This is a genomic window from Blautia massiliensis (ex Durand et al. 2017), from assembly GCF_051861785.1.
Lineage (GTDB): Bacteria > Bacillota > Clostridia > Lachnospirales > Lachnospiraceae > Blautia_A > Blautia_A luti_A.
Map to the genome: position 1 here is coordinate 2,620,568 of NZ_CP146725.1, position 17,858 is coordinate 2,638,425.

Annotated in this window: 15 protein-coding genes; all 15 read left to right on the forward strand. The window is 47.2% G+C overall.

Annotated elements, in window-relative coordinates; translation table 11 throughout:
• Window positions 1-22: 22 nt before the first annotated feature.
• The 15 genes from rho (at window position 23) to V9W66_RS12455 (ending at window position 17,620) form a co-directional block, all read left to right on the forward strand.
• On the forward strand, window positions 23-1,543 hold the full coding sequence (rho, locus tag V9W66_RS12385; RefSeq protein WP_144093711.1) for a transcription termination factor Rho: 1,521 nt from the start codon (window positions 23-25) through the stop codon (window positions 1,541-1,543).
• Between the two features lie 105 nt (window positions 1,544-1,648).
• A complete protein-coding gene (rpmE, locus tag V9W66_RS12390) occupies window positions 1,649-1,852 on the forward strand; it encodes a 50S ribosomal protein L31 (protein ID WP_015526151.1) in 204 nt (67 codons plus the stop codon).
• A 92-nt stretch (window positions 1,853-1,944) separates the two neighbouring features.
• The gene (locus V9W66_RS12395; RefSeq protein WP_144093712.1) at window positions 1,945-2,943 is read left to right on the forward strand and encodes a DUF1385 domain-containing protein; all 999 of its coding nucleotides are present in this window, start codon (window positions 1,945-1,947) and stop codon (window positions 2,941-2,943) included.
• Entirely contained in the window at window positions 2,930-3,817 is an 888-nt protein-coding gene (gene prmC / locus V9W66_RS12400; RefSeq protein ID WP_144093713.1) for a peptide chain release factor N(5)-glutamine methyltransferase, read from the forward strand. The genes V9W66_RS12395 and prmC overlap by 14 nt, the downstream gene beginning before the upstream one ends.
• Window positions 3,810-4,886 (forward strand): peptide chain release factor 1, encoded by a 1,077-nt coding sequence (gene prfA, locus V9W66_RS12405; protein ID WP_015526148.1) that lies wholly within the window; start codon window positions 3,810-3,812, stop codon window positions 4,884-4,886. Before prmC ends, prfA begins: the two co-directional genes overlap by 8 nt.
• A gap of 56 nt (window positions 4,887-4,942) precedes the next feature.
• The gene (locus V9W66_RS12410; protein ID WP_015526147.1) at window positions 4,943-5,860 is read left to right on the forward strand and encodes a nucleotidyltransferase family protein; all 918 of its coding nucleotides are present in this window, start codon (window positions 4,943-4,945) and stop codon (window positions 5,858-5,860) included.
• 14 nt (window positions 5,861-5,874) lie between these two features.
• Window positions 5,875-7,221, forward strand: a complete 1,347-nt coding sequence (glmM, locus tag V9W66_RS12415) for a phosphoglucosamine mutase (RefSeq protein WP_110102954.1) — start codon at window positions 5,875-5,877, stop codon at window positions 7,219-7,221.
• Between the two features lie 8 nt (window positions 7,222-7,229).
• Complete coding sequence (locus V9W66_RS12420; protein WP_110102953.1) at window positions 7,230-8,288, forward strand: tetratricopeptide repeat protein; 1,059 nt, start codon at window positions 7,230-7,232, stop codon at window positions 8,286-8,288.
• A gap of 1 nt (window position 8,289) precedes the next feature.
• Complete coding sequence (gene hflX / locus V9W66_RS12425) at window positions 8,290-9,525, forward strand: GTPase HflX (RefSeq protein ID WP_118608153.1); 1,236 nt, start codon at window positions 8,290-8,292, stop codon at window positions 9,523-9,525.
• Between the two features lie 214 nt (window positions 9,526-9,739).
• Entirely contained in the window at window positions 9,740-12,112 is a 2,373-nt protein-coding gene (locus V9W66_RS12430; RefSeq protein WP_144093714.1) for a ribonucleoside triphosphate reductase, read from the forward strand.
• Between the two features lie 334 nt (window positions 12,113-12,446).
• Window positions 12,447-12,887, forward strand: coding sequence for an ACT domain-containing protein (locus tag V9W66_RS12435; RefSeq protein ID WP_015526141.1), 441 nt, complete (start codon window positions 12,447-12,449; stop codon window positions 12,885-12,887).
• A gap of 27 nt (window positions 12,888-12,914) precedes the next feature.
• Window positions 12,915-13,586: a response regulator transcription factor gene (locus tag V9W66_RS12440; RefSeq protein WP_144093715.1), complete on the forward strand. Its 672-nt coding sequence runs from the start codon at window positions 12,915-12,917 to the stop codon at window positions 13,584-13,586.
• A 7-nt stretch (window positions 13,587-13,593) separates the two neighbouring features.
• Window positions 13,594-14,652 (forward strand): sensor histidine kinase, encoded by a 1,059-nt coding sequence (locus V9W66_RS12445; protein WP_144093716.1) that lies wholly within the window; start codon window positions 13,594-13,596, stop codon window positions 14,650-14,652.
• Between the two features lie 186 nt (window positions 14,653-14,838).
• A complete protein-coding gene (locus V9W66_RS12450; RefSeq protein WP_144093717.1) occupies window positions 14,839-15,606 on the forward strand; it encodes an ABC transporter ATP-binding protein in 768 nt (255 codons plus the stop codon).
• A complete protein-coding gene (locus V9W66_RS12455; RefSeq protein WP_144093718.1) occupies window positions 15,599-17,620 on the forward strand; it encodes an ABC transporter permease in 2,022 nt (673 codons plus the stop codon). Before V9W66_RS12450 ends, V9W66_RS12455 begins: the two co-directional genes overlap by 8 nt.
• Window positions 17,621-17,858: the final 238 nt, after the last annotated feature.

Genomic DNA, 17,858 nt, shown 5'->3' on the forward strand with positions numbered 1-17,858 from the left:
ATTTAAGAATAGAGGATTTAATATGAGAGAAAAGTATGAATCATTATCTCTGGCGGTGCTGAAGGATCTGGCAAAGGCGAGAGGGATGAAGGGAATTTCTACTCTGAGAAAACCGGCACTGATCGAGCGGATGCTGGAGGAGGACGTCAAAGAGTCCGACAGAGGAAATCCCGAAGAAGTACACAAAAGTACACCGGCAGAAAATACTGTAAAAGAAAAAAGCTATGATTCGGAAAAAACAGAATATCGTACCCGTCCGGCAGGGGAAGGACTTCAGGAGCAGCGGAAGGAATATCGTAGTGATAAGAATGAGCAGGAACACAGAAGCACAAATATCCGCAGAGAGTACAACCGTGAATATAACCGGGAAGCTACAAGGGAGAACGGGAATGTCCCGTCGGAATCCACCCAGCTGGACAGTGGTGAAAAGGCTAACGGGATCCTGGAGGTCCTTCCGGATGGATATGGCTTTATCCGATGTGAGAATTATATGCCGGGTGAGAACGACATTTATGTTTCTCCTTCCCAGATCCGCCGCTTTAATTTAAAGACAGGTGATATCATACAGGGAAATATCCGTATCAAGACCCAGGGAGAGAAGTTCAGTGCCCTTCTCTACGTATCTTCCATTAACGGTTTTCATCCGAGTGAGGGACAGAGACGGTATAATTTTGAAGATATGACACCGATCTTTCCGAATGAGAGACTTGTCATGGAGCGTGCAGGCGGTACAACGGCTATGCGTATCGTGGATCTGATCAGTCCTATCGGAAAGGGCCAGCGAGGAATGATCGTATCTCCGCCAAAGGCAGGTAAGACAACCCTTCTGAAAGATGTTGCCAAGTCTATCCTCAGGAATAACAGAGATATGCATCTGATCATTCTTCTGATCGATGAGCGTCCTGAGGAGGTTACCGATATCAGAGAGGCGATCCAGGGACCGAATGTGGAAGTGATCTATTCTACATTTGATGAACTTCCGGAACATCATAAGAGAGTTTCCGAGATGGTTGTGGAGCGTGCGCGCCGTCTTGTAGAGCATAAACAGGATGTGATCATTCTTCTGGATTCGATCACACGACTTGCCAGAGCCTATAATCTGATTATCCCGCCAAGCGGAAGAACCTTATCCGGTGGTCTTGACCCGGCGGCTCTCCATATGCCCAAGAGATTTTTTGGAGCAGCCCGTAATATGCGCGAGGGCGGAAGCCTGACGATTCTGGCAACCGCACTTGTGGATACCGGAAGCAAGATGGACGATGTTATTTATGAGGAGTTCAAGGGAACCGGTAATATGGAGCTTGTCCTGGATCGTAAATTACAGGAGAAACGGGTATTCCCGGCCATTGATATCCAGAAATCCGGAACCAGAAGAGAGGATCTGCTTCTCAGCAAGGATGAACAGGAAGCGGTTTATATTATGCGAAAAGCTCTCAACGGAATGAAAGCGGATGAGGCAGTAGAACAGATCCTGAATACCTTTGCCAGAACCAGGAACAATGCAGAACTGGTACAGACTGTAAAGAAACAGAAATTTTTATAAAGTCCTTGCATTTTAGGGAAAGCTATGTTATACTTAGCAAGCTGTTTAAAATGGAATTCGTCAATTGAATACGAATAATATTAAATATATAGAGAGGTGAAAATCATGAGAGAAGGAATCCATCCGAACTACTATCAGGCAACTGTAACCTGCAACTGCGGAAACACTTTCGTAACAGGTTCTACTAAAGAGGACATCCATGTTGAGATCTGTTCCAAATGCCATCCGTTCTACACAGGACAGCAGAAGGCTACACAGGCTCGTGGACGTATCGATAAGTTCAACAAGAAATACGGCCTGAATAAGTAATTATTGCGAATACAGGAAATGAGAAGGTTGAGGTTGGGAAATCTCAACCTTTCTTTAACTGAAAAATTTTTAATTTGCACAGGAGAGAATGAATGAGATCATCGAATATCGGCGGACAGGCGGTCATGGAAGGCATCATGATGCGCCACAAGGACAAGTATTCTATCGCAGTGCGCCGCCCGGACCAGGAGATCGAGCTGAAGGTAGAGGATTATAAATGTATCTTCGGAAATCACGCATTTCTGAAGAAACCGATCATCCGTGGTATGGTAAGCTTTGTGGATTCTCTTGTGGTAGGCACGAAATGCCTGATGTATTCTGCGGAGATCGCAGGAGACGAGGAAGATGAGAAAACAGCCAGGAAGAATGAGCAGCTTACAGAAGAAGAGCGTTCTGCAAAGAAAGCCAAAGAGGATAAGCAGTTTAAGTGGCTTCTTTACATTACGGTAGCTACCTCCATGGTGGTTTCTGTGGCTGCTTTTATGTTTCTTCCGTATGTACTGGCCAGTCTGATCCGAGGGGTAGGTGCTTCGGAATTTCTGGTCACCATAGTGGAAGCCTTTGTGAAGCTGGCACTGTTTATGGGATATATGTTCCTGATCTCCAGAATGAAGGATATCCAGAGGACATTTATGTATCACGGTGCGGAGCACAAATGTATCAACTGTGTGGAGCATGGTCTGCCTCTGACGGTAGAGAATGTGTTAAAGAGCTCCAGGTTTCATAAGCGCTGTGGAACAAGCTTTCTGTTTCTGGTCATGCTGGTAAGTATTGTGCTGCATTTTGTGTTTGTGGCGGTGCCGTTTTACTGGGTGAGACTGCTGGGAAGACTTCTCATGGTGCCGGTAGTTGCGGGGATTTCCTTTGAGATCATCCAGTGGGCAGGAAGAACAGACAGTAAATTTGCGGACATTATGAGTAAACCAGGTCTTGCCATGCAGAAATTCACCACAAAGGAGCCTGCTGCAGATATGGCAGAGGTAGCCATTAAAGCAGTTGAGGCTGTTTTTGATTGGAGAGCTTATCTGAAAGAGGAATTTGACCTGGACATCCCATATGAGACAGAGGAGACAGAAAATGCAGACTCTTGAGTCCCTTCTGAAAAAAGGTACAACAATACTGAAAGATAACGGATTGGAAGAAGCCGGGCTGGATGCCTGGCTCCTTCTGGAATTTAAGACCGGAAAGAATCGGGCATATTATTTTGCGCATGGAGATGAACCGGTGTCTGATGAGACCGCAGCAGAGTATCTTACGCTGATCGACAGGCGGACAGGACATATTCCTGTACAGCAACTGACTCATCAGGCTTTTTTTATGGGCTATGAGTTTTATGTAAACGAAAACGTGCTGATCCCGAGACAGGATACGGAGACTCTGGTGGAAGAGGCATTGAAACACCTTGGGGATGTGGAAAAACCGGAGATCCTGGATATGTGTACCGGCTCCGGCTGCATCCTGCTCAGCCTTCTTCTGGAACGGCAGGATGCCTGTGGGACCGGTGTGGATGTTTCACCGGAAGCACTGGAAGTGGCAAAAAAGAATGCAGGTATTCTAAAGGTGGAGAACCGGGCGGATTTTGTGGAAAGCGATCTGTTCTCAGCACCGTATTTTTGTGAAAAAGGTGGAAAAGATAGTGGGAAATATGATATCCTTATTTCAAACCCGCCTTATATCGCAACAGAAGAAATTGAAACACTGATGGAAGAAGTCCGCCTTCATGATCCGAGGAAGGCACTTGACGGAATGGAAGACGGGCTTTATTTTTACAGAAAGATCACCGAAGAGGCCGGGAAATATCTGAAGCCGGGAGGTTGGCTTCTGTATGAGATCGGCTGCACCCAGGGTGAGGCAGTCAGTACAATGATGAAAGCAGCCGGTTTTACCGGGGTTCAGATCGTAAAGGATCTGCCGGGCCTTGACCGTGTGGTGCTTGGACAGAAACAGGAGGAAATACATGTTTGATAAACTGGATGATCTGCTGGTACGTTTTGAAGAGCTTCTCAATGAGCTGGGAGAACCGGGAGTAACCGACGATCCGGCACATTTTCAGAAGCTGATGAAGGAGCAGAGCGACCTGCAGCCAATCGTTGACGCATATAAAGAATATAAGAAAAATAAGGAAACCATCGAGGACAGTCTTTCCATGCTGGAGAGCGAGAAGGACGAAGAGATGCGTGAAATGCTGAAGGAAGAGCTTTCCGATGCAAAAAAGAGAGTGGAGGAGCTGGAGCATGAGCTGAAGATCCTTCTTCTTCCGAAGGACCCTAACGACAGCAAGAACGTTATCGTTGAGATCCGTGGAGGTGCAGGCGGTGATGAGGCAGCACTTTTTGCAGCAGAGATTTATCGTATGTATGTGAAATACGCGGAGTCCCGCCGCTGGAAAACCGAGATGCTCAGCCTCAATGAGAACGGCATCGGCGGCTTTAAGGAGGTTACCTTCATGATCAAAGGTGAGGGTGCATATTCCAGACTGAAATACGAAAGCGGTGTTCACCGTGTACAGCGAGTACCGGAGACAGAGTCCGGCGGAAGGATCCATACCTCTACCTGTACGGTAGCGATCATGCCGGAGGCGGAAGAAATTGATTTCCATCTGGATCTCAATGAGTGTAAATTCGATGTGTTCCGTGCATCCGGAAACGGTGGTCAGTGTGTCAACACCACAGACTCCGCAGTACGTCTTACTCATATCCCCACAGGAATCGTGATTTCCTGCCAGGATGAGAAGTCTCAGCTTAAGAACAAGGATAAAGCACTTCGTGTGCTCCGTTCCCGTCTGTATGAGATGGAGCTTGCCAAGCAGCATGACGCTGAGGCAGAGGCAAGGAGAAGCCAGATCGGTACAGGTGACCGCTCCGAGAAGATCCGTACCTACAACTTCCCTCAGGGACGTGTAACAGACCACAGGATCAAGCTTACCCTTCATCGTCTTGAGAATATCCTTAACGGAGATCTGGATGAGATCATTGACAGTCTGATCGCAGCAGACCAGGCAGTAAAGCTGACAAAGCTGAATGAACAGGAGTAAGCGCTGATTACAGCTACAGCGTTCAAAAAATTATAATAAATCAGGAGGAAACGAAAATGAAAAAGACAGCACTGGTGATCATGGCAGCTGGTATCGGCAGCCGTTTTGGAAAAGGAATCAAGCAGCTTGCACCGGTAGGCCCGAAGGGCGAGATCATTATGGACTATTCCATCCATGATGCACTGGAGGCAGGATTCAACAAGGTCGTATTTATCATCCGCAAAGACCTTGAAGATGAATTCAAAAAAGTGATCGGAGACCGTATCTCCAACATTACAGAAGTTGCTTATGCATTCCAGGAGATCGACGATCTTCCGGGCAATTTTACAAAACCGGCGGACCGTACCAAGCCATGGGGAACCGGACACGCTGTACTGGCAGCAAAGAAAGTCCTTTCCGAGCCATTCGCTGTGATCAATGCAGATGACTACTACGGAAAAGAAGCCTACGTAAAGGTGCATGACTACCTGGTACAGGATCATCCGCAGGATGGCCCGATGCACATCTGCATGGCAGGTTTCCGCCTTGGGAATACATTAAGTGACAACGGAAGCGTCACAAGAGGAGTGTGCCATATTGAGGACGGCAAGCTTGTGGGCGTTACAGAGACACATAACATCTTCAAGACAGCAGACGGCGCAGAGACAAGAAATGATGATGGTACAGCAGAAACACTGGATACAAAGAGCCTTGTTTCCATGAATATGTGGGGACTGACACCGGAATTTATGGAGATCCTTGAGAAAGGCTTTGTTGAGTTCCTTGGCGGGATCAAAGAGGGAGACATCAAAAAAGAGTATCTTCTTCCTGAGCTTATCGACCAGCTGATCCATTCCGGAAAAGCAGCGGTAGATGTTCTTGAGACAAAGGACGAGTGGTTCGGTGTTACCTATCAGGAGGATAAGGCATCTGTACAGGCTGCATTCAAAAAACTTACAGATGACGGCGTTTATCCGGAAGGACTGTATCAGTAATAAAGGAGAACATTATGGGTAAATATTTCGGAACAGATGGTTTTCGTGGTGAAGCAAATGTAAAGCTTACAGCAGATCATGCATTTCGCGTGGGACGTTATCTCGGCTGGTATTACGGCAGAGATCACAAGGCGAAGATTGTGATCGGCAAGGATACAAGAAGAAGCAGTTACATGTTTGAGTATGCCCTTGCGGCAGGACTTACCGCATCCGGAGCAGATGCCTATCTGCTTCATGTGACCACAACTCCAAGTGTATCCTATGTGGTACGTACAGAAGATTTTGACTGCGGTATCATGATTTCCGCAAGCCATAATCCGTTTAATGATAATGGGATCAAGGTCCTTAATGAGAACGGACAGAAGATTTCCGCAGATATTGAAGCACGTATCGAGGCATATCTGGACGGCGAGATCGAGGAGCTTCCGCTGGCAACCGGAGAAGATATCGGCTGTACTGTGGATTTTGCATCCGGAAGAAACCGTTATATCGGACATCTGATCTCTATCCCGTGCCATGATTTCAAAAATATCAAGGTTGGGCTGGATTGCTCCAACGGAAGCTCATCCGCCATTGCCAAGAGCGTTTTTGACGCACTTCGTGCAAAAACCTATGTGATCAACAATGAGCCAAACGGGACCAACATTAACCGTGGCTGCGGTTCCACACACATTGAAGTTCTGAGACAGTTCGTGGTAGATAAAGGCCTGGATATCGGTTTTGCATATGATGGTGACGCAGACCGCTGTATCGCCGTAGACCACCACGGAAACATCATTGACGGTGATAAGATCATGTATGTGTGCGGCAAATATTTAAGAGAGAAAGGCCAGCTCAACGGAAATACAGTTGTAACAACCGTTATGTCCAATCTTGGTCTTTACAAGTCTCTGGAGCGTGAAGGCATCGACTATGAGCAGACTGCAGTTGGTGACAAATACGTTGCCGAGAACATGATGGAAAACAATTACAGTATCGGTGGTGAACAGTCCGGACATATCATCTTCAGCCGCTATTCCGCTACCGGTGACGGGATCCTGACTTCTCTTATGATCATGGAGGCATGTGTGGATCAGAAGGCCACACTCTGCGACCTTGCAAAGGAGATGAAGGTTTATCCGCAGCTTCTCCGGAATGTGCGTGTTTCCGACAAGAAAACAGCACTGGAGAACGAAAAGGTAAAAGCAGCCATTGAGGCAGCCGCAGAGGCACTTGGCGATGACGGACGTATCCTGGTACGTGAGAGTGGTACAGAGCCGCTGATCCGTGTTATGGTAGAAGCGGGAACGGATGATCTCTGCCATAAATATGTAGATAGTGTTGTTGATGTGATGGAAGCCGAAGGGCTTGTTGCAGAATAAGGAATTCCATGAAAAAAACAAAGACCGTATTGATTCTTGCAGCCGTTACAGGAGCCTTGCTTCTGGGCGGCTGCGGCAGTGAAAAAACAAAAATATATGAACAGGCCGGAAAGGATCTTTCCCAGGGAAGCTACAAGTATGCCCTGGAGGAGTACCAGAGCTCTATCCAGAACGGAGTGAAGCTGGTACAGTCCTATCGCGGGGCAGGTATCGCAAGCCTGCGCCTTGGCAAATATGAGGATGCGGTGAATAGCTTCACGGAAGCTCTGAACTGCGATAAAGTAAGCAAAAGCCTTCGTAAGGATATCCTGTCCTACCGGGCTACTGCAGAGCTGAAGTCTGGAAAATACGAGGATGCCATGGCAGACTGCCAGACACTTGGAGAAGATTTTTCCATGGATGCAGGCAGTTATTTTCTCACTGGAAAGGTTGCCCTTGCCATGGATTCCTACGAAGAAGCCGCATCTAACTTCAAACAGGCCTATGGAGAAGATTCCACCTATGATATGGCGATCGAGATCTATGCGGCATATCTGGACAAGGATATGGAAGCGGACGGAACCAGATATCTGGAAGCTGCTCTTTCTTCTGAGGCCAAGGATGCCCAGGACCACTGTGACAGAGGCCGTGTCTACTATTATATGGAAGACTACAGCAACGCAAAAAAAGAGCTTCTGGAAGCAACCAAGAAGGATAATACGGAAGCATTGCTTCTTCTGGGAATGGTATATCTGGCCCAGGATGATGTGGAAAATGCCCAGGCAATGTACAAGCAGTATATTTCTGCAGTGGGTGATTCCGCCAAGGGCTATAATGGTCTGGCACTGTGCGATATCCGAAGCGGAGATTATGATTCCGCTCTTGATAACATCACAAAAGGCCTTCCGACAGCTACCACAGACGAGATGCAGAGTCTTCTGTTCAATGAGATCGTAGCCTATGAAAAAAAGCTGGATTTTGCTACTGCACTGACCAAGGTCCAGGAATATATTGAGATGTTCCCTGAAGATTCCGCTGCAAAAAAAGAGCGGGCTTTCCTGAAAACCAGAACGTCTTCGGAGGGCTGATATGGAATATTTTGAGGAAATACAGGACAGGGTTATCCTGATCGGTGTCCAGGCAGATCGGGGGGATGACATGGAGGAATCCCTGGATGAGCTTGGAGAACTTGCGGCTACGGCAGGTGCGGCGGTTGCAGGCAGGATCATTCAGAATCGTGAGGCCGTACATCCGGGCACCTATATCGGAAAAGGCAAGATCGAAGAGGTAAAAGGTCTTCTCTATGCCCTGGATGCCAATGGTGTGATCTGTGACGATGAGCTTTCTCCTGCCCAGATGAATAATCTGGAGCGGGAGCTGGAGTGCAAGGTTATGGATCGTACCCTGCTGATCCTTGACATTTTTGCGAAGCGTGCCGTCACAAGTGAAGGCAAGATCCAGGTAGAGCTTGCACAGCTTCGTTACCGGTCTGCACGTCTTGTGGGACTACGTTCTTCTCTTTCGCGACTTGGAGGAGGAATCGGAACCAGAGGCCCTGGTGAGAAAAAGCTGGAGACAGACCGTCGTCTGATCCGGAACAGGATATCCGCACTGAAGCAGGAGCTTTCCCAGGTAGAAAAGCACAGAGAGCTGATCCGTTCCAGAAGAGCTGTGGGAAATCTGAAGACAGCAGCCATTGTCGGTTATACCAATGCAGGAAAGTCAACGCTTCTGAATACACTGACAGGCGCTTCGGTGCTTTCGGAGGATAAGCTGTTTGCCACACTGGATCCGACTACCCGTCTTCTGACACTGGATGACGGACAGCAGCTTCTTCTTACGGATACCGTAGGCTTTATCCGCAAGCTTCCCCACAATCTGGTGGAAGCCTTCAAGAGTACCCTGGAGGAAGCCAAATATGCGGATTATATCATTCATGTGGTAGATGCATCCAATCCTCAGGCGGAGATACAGATGCATATCGTATATGAAACCCTGAAAGAGCTTGGTGCTCTGGGAAAAAAGACGATCACACTTTTTAACAAGCAGGACCGTGTTTCCGGGGAGAGCTTTCGGGATCTCCGGGCAGACCATACGCTGAAGATTTCCGCACGGACAGGAGAGGGGCTTGAGGAATTTAAGCAGCTTCTTTCTGAGATACTGGCAGAAGGACAGATTTATATGGAACGGCTTTTTCCTTATTCGGAGGCCGGTCAGATCCAGCTGATCCGTGAGTATGGACAGCTTCTTTCGGAAGAGTATACCGAAGGAGGGATTGCTGTAAAAGCAAGAGTTCCGCGGGAAATCTATCCGAAAGTCACATAATGTTAAAATATCCACTCAGTACCATATATAGTACCGTGAACAAAACGGGCACTATATATGGTACTTTTTATGTTGACGCAAAGAGGCGTGTCTGATACAATAAGCCTACAGCGCTTTGAACACAGATCGGGAAACGGAGTGTGTTCGTAAGCAGGCAAGTGAGGCGGAATGGAATATCCGCTTATAAATAAATGCATGAGGGAGGCATTTTCTTATGTTTCAGGTAGTAAAAAGAGACGGTGAATTAGACGAATTTAAAATGGGGAAGATCACCGCGGCAATTGATAAGGCATTTGATGCCAAAGGTAAGAATTACAGTTCGGATATGATCGATCTTCTGGGACTTCGTGTTACAGCGGATTTTCAGAATAAGATTGAGAACAACCGGATTTCTGTTGAGGATATCCAGGACAGTGTGGAGAACGTACTGATCCAGGCCGGATATTCTGATGTTGCCAAGGCGTATATCCTTTATCGTAAGCAGCGTGAGAAGATCCGCAATATGAAATCCACCATCCTTGACTATAAAGAAATCGTAAACAGCTATGTAAAGGTTGAGGACTGGCGTGTAAAGGAGAACTCAACGGTTACTTATTCTGTAGGAGGTCTGATCTTAAGCAACTCCGGAGCAGTTACCGCAAACTACTGGCTGTCTGAGATCTACGACAACGAGATCGCAGATGCACACAGAAATGCAGATATCCATATCCATGATCTGTCCATGCTGACCGGTTACTGTGCAGGCTGGTCCCTGAAGCAGCTGATCCGAGAGGGACTTGGCGGTATTGAGGGTAAGATCACTTCTGCACCTGCAAAGCATTTAAGTGTACTCTGCAACCAGATGGTGAATTTTCTGGGTATCATGCAGAACGAGTGGGCGGGCGCACAGGCATTTTCATCCTTTGATACTTATCTGGCACCTTTTGTAAAGGCAGACAACCTTTCCTATCCGGAGGTTAAGAAATGCATTGAGTCCTTTGTATATGGCGTAAATACTCCAAGCCGCTGGGGCACTCAGGCACCATTTTCCAACATTACACTGGACTGGACCGTTCCGGACGACCTTGCAGAGCTTCCGGCTATCGTAGGCGGCAAGGACATGGATTTCAAATATAAGGACTGTAAGAAAGAAATGGATATGGTCAACAAGGCATTTATCGAGACCATGATCGAGGGAGATGCCAACGGACGTGGATTCCAGTATCCGATCCCGACCTATTCCATCACAAAGGAATTCGACTGGTCTGATACCGAGAACAACCGTCTTCTCTTTGAGATGACTTCCAAGTATGGTACTCCGTATTTTTCCAATTATATCAACAGTGATATGAAGCCAAGCGACATCCGCAGCATGTGCTGCCGCCTCCGTCTGGATCTCCGTGAGCTCCGCAAAAAGAGTGGTGGATTCTTTGGCTCCGGTGAGAGCACAGGCTCTGTAGGCGTTGTTACCATCAATATGCCGCGTATCGCATACCTTTCCAGAACGCCGAAGGAATTTTATCAGCGCCTGGACCACATGATGGATATCTCCGCAAGATCTCTTCATATCAAGAGAGATGTGATCAGCAGGCTTCTGGATGAGGGACTGTATCCGTACACGAAGAGATATCTTGGAAGCTTTGACAATCATTTTTCCACCATCGGTCTTGTGGGAATGAACGAAGCGGGCTTAAATGCCTGCTGGCTGAAAAAAGACATGACAGATCCGGAAACCCAGAAGTTTACAAAAGAGGTTCTGGAGCATATGAGAAGCCGTCTTTCAGACTATCAGGAGCAGTATCCGGGAGAGCTTTTCAATCTGGAGGCAACACCGGCAGAGTCCACTGCATACCGTCTTGCAAAACACGACAGAAGCCGTTATCCGGATATCAAAACAGCAGGAAAAGAGGGCGACACTCCGTATTACACAAACAGCTCTCATCTGCCGGTTGATTACACTGCGGATATTTTTGACGCACTGGATATTCAGGACGATCTGCAGACTCTGTATACTTCAGGAACTGTATTCCATGCATTCCTTGGGGAGAAGCTTCCGGACTGGAAGGCAGCGGCAGCGCTGGTACGTAAGATCGCAGAGAATTATCGCCTGCCCTATTACACCATCTCACCGACCTATTCCGTATGTCAGGAGCATGGCTACATCAGCGGCGAGCATTTCACCTGCCCGAAATGTGGAAAGAAGGCTGAGGTTTACAGCCGTATCACAGGATATTACCGTCCTGTACAGAACTGGAACGATGGTAAGACCCAGGAGTACAAGAACCGTACCCTCTATGATATTACCCATTCCCAGCTGAAAAAGGTCCATACCAGTGTGATGACCATGAAGGGTGACGAGGTGGAGATCCAGCCTGTGGAATCTCATAAATATCTTTTTACGACCAGCACTTGTCCGAACTGCCGTATGGCAAAGAAAATGCTGGAAGGCGAAGAACTGGAGATCATCGATGCTGAGCAGAATCCCGAGCTTGTCAGGCAGTATGGGATCCGTCAGGCGCCTACACTTGTCATTACTGACGGGGCGAAGGTTAGGAAGTATGTGAATGCTTCTAATATACAGAAGTATGTAGACGAAGAGTTGGATTGAGTTTTTTGCCAAAATAACTGTAAGTAAAAAATGGATGGCTGGACGCATGTCTGTTGGATGTGTGTCTGGCCTTTTTTATATTGGGAATTTTATGTTATGATATTTTATGTTTGAGATTTGGGGCCTGGAAAAGATGGTTGACATTTCATGTCGAGATGGGTATACTTATACCTGAATTTAATGATTAAAAGCGTTACGCTTTAACGTATGAATGTATACGCGAAACGCTCCATCCCGGAAGGGCCCCGCTGGGGAAGGGATTCACTTCCACCAAATTTCATGCTAAAATAAAAAAAGAAAATAAAAAAGAATAACAGAAAAGAGGAAAATTATTATGGTAAAACAGAACATCGTCTTCGTAGAAAACACTCCAGGCAGTCTTCAGAAAGTTACAAAGATTCTTGCAGAGAATCAGATCGATATCTACGGTTTCGGCTGCTTTGACGCACCGGAGTTTGCAAACTTCCGTATGGTATGCGACAATCCGGAAAGAGCAGATGAGATCATGGCTGAGCATGGATACATGACTCGTATCACACAGGCTATCCTGGTAGACCTTCAGGATGAGATCGGTGGGTTAGACAAGCTTCTTAGTGTCATGGGCGACAGCAACGTAAACCTTCATTACATCTACACCTTCTTCCACAGAGGCCTGAAAGTTCCGGTAGCGATCATGCACTGTGAGGATCTTCTGGTTGCAGAGAGTGTTCTCCGTAACAATGGATTCCAGGTTCTGAACCGCCTGGTAGATCCGGATGGAGAAGCAGAGGCGTAATCAATCGCATAAAAGGGACAAACAGGAATGAAGTATCGTATTTTTATTGTAGAAGATGACGAAACAATCGCGAATCTTCTGAAAAAGTATCTCAGTTCCTGGGGATATGACGTTTTTCTGGCTGAGGATTTTTCCAATATACTGCAGGAATTTGCGGGGAAAGCTCCTCAGCTTGTTCTTCTGGATCTGAAACTTCCATTTTATAATGGCTTTCACTGGTGTGAGGAAATCCGAAAGGTTTCCCAGGTGCCGGTGATCTTCATCTCCTCCGCAGCGGATAACATGAACATGGTCATGGCCATGAGCCGTGGAGCCGATGACTTTATTGCCAAGCCTTTTGATATGGACGTACTGGTGGCCAAGATCCAGGCAATCCTCCGCAGAACCTATTCCTTCGGAAACCCGGGAAATGTCCTGGAACATAAAGGCGCGGTTCTCAATCTTTCCAGAGCGACACTGACCTGGAACGGGGAGGAGACGGAACTGACCAGAAATGAACTGCGTATCCTGGAACTGCTTTTTTCCCAGGCAGGGAAACCGGTATCCAGAGATGCCATTATGACAAAACTGTGGGAAAGTGACAGCTTTGTGGATGACAACACCCTGACCGTAAACATTACACGCCTTCGCAAAAAACTGGAGGCGGCAGGCCTTGTGGATTTTATCATCACGCGAAAAGGTCTTGGATATATGGTGTGAGGTTTTTATGGAATCATTTCGAGCATATTTAAAACAGACAAAAATTTTTTTCATCGCCTGTGTTTTTATGGCGGCTGTGTCGACAGCAGTGATCTGCCTGTACCAGCTTCCCCTGGAGGCGGCGGTCTATCTGGCAGTTCTGTGGCTGGGAGCAGGAGCTGCCGTTTTTTTATACGGTTATGCCTGTTACAGACAGAAGGTGCAGAACTTAATCCTGGTGGAAAAAGCTCCGGAGATTAATCTGGACCGGCTGGGCGAGACCACCGATGAGGTGGCGCTTCTTTACAGGGATATCATCCGGAAACTGGACGGCATGCGGATGGGTGCGGAGACAGAACGGCAGCGTTCTCTGGAAGAAATGACCGATTACTACACTATGTGGGCACATCAGATCAAGACGCCGATCTTTGCTCTACGCCTGCTGCTTCGGGAGGAGCCGGAGGAGAACCGGGAGTCCCTGGCACAGCTTTTTCGCATTGAACAGTATGTGGAGATGGTGCTGGGCTACCTTCGCACGGAGGACATGTCCGCCGATCTGAAGCTGACCCGATGCTCGCTGGATCGGATCATCCGGGAGCAGATCCATAAATACGCAGGGATCTTTGTGTCAAAAAAGCTTTCGTTATCATATGAGGGGACAGATGCGATCGTTCTTACCGATGAAAAATGGCTTGGTTTTGTCATTGGACAGATTCTTTCCAATGCGTTGAAATATACAAGAACGGGCGGCATTGAAATCTGGCTGGAGGATGAGCGTGGAAACAGGGTATCTGAGAATCCAAATTTGAAGCAGAATACGGCCCCGGGGATTTGTAATACGGCCCCGGCAACTCTGGTCATCGCAGACTCCGGAATCGGAATCCAGCCGGAGGATCTTCCGCGCATCTTCGAAAAAGGCTACACAGGCGTCAATGGACGGGAGGACAACCGTGCTACCGGGATCGGTCTGTATTTAAGCCGGAAGATCCTGAGAAAACTGGGTCACGAGATCACTGTGGATTCCCAGGTGGATAAAGGCACGGAAGTTCGGATGAGCCTGTGGAAAAAAGATCTGGAGATGTATTAACCTTACACAAATGTAAGCTTCCTCCGTAAAATGTAAGCCACTTCGATGGCAGCCGCCGGAGAATTTTCTTATACTGAAACCATAACATAGCGTTTCGGGTAATTCTTACATCAGGTTCGATCGCTTTAGAACATGATGCACGACTCCCTGGATCGCTGTAAATACAGATAAGAAAGGAATTAGCGTATGGCATTACTGGAAGTAACAAATGTAAAAAAGATATACAGCACCCGCTTCGGCGGAAATAAAGTGCAGGCACTTTTCAATGTGACATTTTCGGTGGAAGAAGGAGAATATGTGGCGATCATGGGAGAGTCCGGTTCCGGAAAAACAACACTTCTGAATATTCTGGCAGCCCTGGACCGCCCCACATCCGGCGAAGTGCTTCTGGAAGGAAAAAGCATTACTCACCTGACAGAAAAAGAAATTTCCGCATTCCGTCGGAAGAACTTAGGCTTCGTGTTCCAGGATTTCAATCTTCTGGACACCTTCAGCCTCCGGGACAATATTTATCTTCCTCTCGTGCTGGCAGGGGAAGATTATCAGGAGATGGAGCAGAAGATCCGTCCCATTGCAAAAGCCCTTCACATCAACCAGCTTCTGGAAAAATTCCCCTACGAGGTTTCCGGCGGACAGAAGCAGAGAGCAGCAGTTGCAAGGGCACTGATCACAGATCCGAAGCTGATCCTTGCGGACGAACCGACCGGAGCCCTGGATTCCCGTGCAGCCTCCGATCTTCTTTCCATGTTCAATGAGGTAAATCGGGAAGGCCAGACCATTCTCATGGTAACTCACAGCGCGCAGGCCGCCAGCCACGCATCCAGAGTACTTTTTATCAAGGATGGCGAAGTGTTCCAACAGATCTACCGTGGCACAAAAACAAGACAGGAAATGTACCAGATGATTGCAGATACTCTGACGATCCTTACGACAGGCGGTGAGACCTATGCGTAAAGGAATGTTTGGAAAACTGGCAGTGCAGAACATCCGGAATAACCGGAGCACCTATGTTCCCTATATGCTTACCTGCATTTTCTGCATTGCCATGATGTATATGATGGAATTTCTGCGGGACTGTCCCACATTGGAGAAAGCAGTGCCCCAGGCAGCAGAAGTGAGGATGATCGTAGGAACCGGTGAAGTGGTTGTTGGAATTTTCTGCGTTATCTTTCTGATCTACAGCAACAGTTTTCTCATGAAACACAGACAGAAAGAAATCGGGCTTTACAACATTCTGGGACTGGAAAAAGGCCATATCGGAAAAGTGATGTTTCTGGAAACAATCATGACTTCGCTGCTTTCTCTGACGGCAGGGATCGGGATTGGCATCCTTGGAAGCAAGCTCTCCCTGCTTTTGCTTTTCCGTTTTCTTCATGTTCCGGCAGTGCTGGGATTTTATGTTTCCATTACAGGAATCCTGTTTTGCATCGCAGGATTTGGAGGGATTTTTCTTGTTATTCTGGCACTGAATCTTACCAGAGTAAGGATGAATAACCCCATAGAACTTCTGAGAGGCGGAAACACAGGAGAGAAGGAGCCCCGGGCAAAATGGCTCATGGCACTTCTGGGGATGATTTCTCTTGGAGTGGGATATTATCTGGCAGTAACCACGGAATCCCCAATCCAGGCAATTTTCATTTTTCTTCTGGCAGTGATTTTGGTTCTGGCAGGAACGTATCTTCTTTTTACCGCAGGAAGCATTGTAATCCTGAAACTTTTGCGAAAGAACAAAAAGTTCTACTATAAAACTGGCAACTTTATCAGTGTCTCCGGCATGATCTATCGTATGAAACAAAATGCGGCAGGCCTGGCCAGCATCTGTATTTTAAGTACAGGAGTGCTCCTGCTTCTTTCTATGACTGTGTCGCTGTATTTTGGAATGGGTGACATCATGGTGAACCGGTATCCTTTTGATACGGATGCCATGATTTCGGGCATCAGCCAGGAACAGAGTGAACAGATTCAGAAAGTTTTTGCACAGGCAATCAAAAATGATCAGGTGCCGGCAGAAAAAACAGTGGACGAAACTTATCTCGAGATCGGCTGCAGGCAGGAAAAAAACGGTATTATGATCGGACAGGCTTACAGTTACTCAGAAGATGGAAAATCCGTAGATCTGTATACGATCCGTCAGTCTGAGTATGAGAAACTTACCGGTGAAAAAACAGATCTTCACGACGGCGAGATCTTTGCCTGGTATCCGTCTGAAAAGGAAAAAGACATATTAAAAATTGATGACCGGGATTTTGCAGTAAAAAAATGGCTGGAAAAAGCACCTTTAAGTGCCATGAACAATCTGGTATCCAATATGGCGGCAATTGTTGTGACGGATTCCGATTTCGAGTATATTGACGGGCTTCGGACAAAGATGTATGAAGGTCTTGATGCCTACGAGGCTGGAAAAGATCTCACAGTTCATTTGGGCGTAGATATCCGTGGCAGCGGGGAGGAAAAGATCCGGTATGGCCAGGCTGTTTATCAGGCACTGAAAGATTACTGCAGAAGCGGTGGCTTTTCAGAGAATACCATCGTGATCGGTGGTGTCCGCCAGAGTGAGTACGAAACGTATTATGTAGATAATGGAACGACCCTGTTTATTGGAATCTTTTTGGGAGCACTGTTCCTTATGGGAACGGCGATGATCATTTACTACAAACAGATCTCAGAGGGCTACGAAGATCAGGGAAGGTTCCAGATCATGCAGAAAGTAGGTATGAGCCGCAGAGAGGTGAAAGGAGCTATCCGCAGACAGATCCTTCTGGTATTTTTTATCCCGCTTGTGATGGCAATGGTGCATATTTCCATGGCATTTCCGCTGATCCGCCGGCTCCTGCTGCTGTTCGGAATGGCCAATACAAAATTGTACGTGGGCTGCACTGCGGGAACGGTTCTGGCCTTTGCGCTGGTCTATGGACTGATCTACTCCATGACAGCCAGATCTTACTATAAAATAGTGGAAAAAGCATAAAATCGGTGAAAAAGCACAGCTGTGTTTGCTGTGAAGTATTGAAGTTTTGATATGGCAATGCTACAATAAAGGGGCGTGTCAGGAAGCAGAAAAGTTTCCGGGCACGCTCTTATTTACATGTACAACGAACTATAGCGATGCACTAATTTATTGGATCGCTGTAAGACGAGACGCTGGTGATCGCTGCACAGATCGGAGAAGCCTGCAAAGGTGCTTTTCATAGTTGCGTTTTATAACA

Coding starts and splice junctions, on each gene's coding strand:
- V9W66_RS12435 (WP_015526141.1), top strand. CDS start 12,447: ATGGTAAAACAGAACATCGTCTTCGTAGAAAACACTCCAGGCAGTCTT.
- hflX (WP_118608153.1), top strand. CDS start 8,290: ATGGAATATTTTGAGGAAATACAGGACAGGGTTATCCTGATCGGTGTC.
- V9W66_RS12395 (WP_144093712.1), top strand. CDS start 1,945: ATGAGATCATCGAATATCGGCGGACAGGCGGTCATGGAAGGCATCATG.
- V9W66_RS12455 (WP_144093718.1), top strand. CDS start 15,599: ATGCGTAAAGGAATGTTTGGAAAACTGGCAGTGCAGAACATCCGGAAT.
- V9W66_RS12420 (WP_110102953.1), top strand. CDS start 7,230: ATGAAAAAAACAAAGACCGTATTGATTCTTGCAGCCGTTACAGGAGCC.
- V9W66_RS12410 (WP_015526147.1), top strand. CDS start 4,943: ATGAAAAAGACAGCACTGGTGATCATGGCAGCTGGTATCGGCAGCCGT.
- glmM (WP_110102954.1), top strand. CDS start 5,875: ATGGGTAAATATTTCGGAACAGATGGTTTTCGTGGTGAAGCAAATGTA.
- rho (WP_144093711.1), top strand. CDS start 23: ATGAGAGAAAAGTATGAATCATTATCTCTGGCGGTGCTGAAGGATCTG.
- V9W66_RS12430 (WP_144093714.1), top strand. CDS start 9,740: ATGTTTCAGGTAGTAAAAAGAGACGGTGAATTAGACGAATTTAAAATG.
- V9W66_RS12450 (WP_144093717.1), top strand. CDS start 14,839: ATGGCATTACTGGAAGTAACAAATGTAAAAAAGATATACAGCACCCGC.
- prmC (WP_144093713.1), top strand. CDS start 2,930: ATGCAGACTCTTGAGTCCCTTCTGAAAAAAGGTACAACAATACTGAAA.
- rpmE (WP_015526151.1), top strand. CDS start 1,649: ATGAGAGAAGGAATCCATCCGAACTACTATCAGGCAACTGTAACCTGC.
- V9W66_RS12445 (WP_144093716.1), top strand. CDS start 13,594: ATGGAATCATTTCGAGCATATTTAAAACAGACAAAAATTTTTTTCATC.
- prfA (WP_015526148.1), top strand. CDS start 3,810: ATGTTTGATAAACTGGATGATCTGCTGGTACGTTTTGAAGAGCTTCTC.
- V9W66_RS12440 (WP_144093715.1), top strand. CDS start 12,915: ATGAAGTATCGTATTTTTATTGTAGAAGATGACGAAACAATCGCGAAT.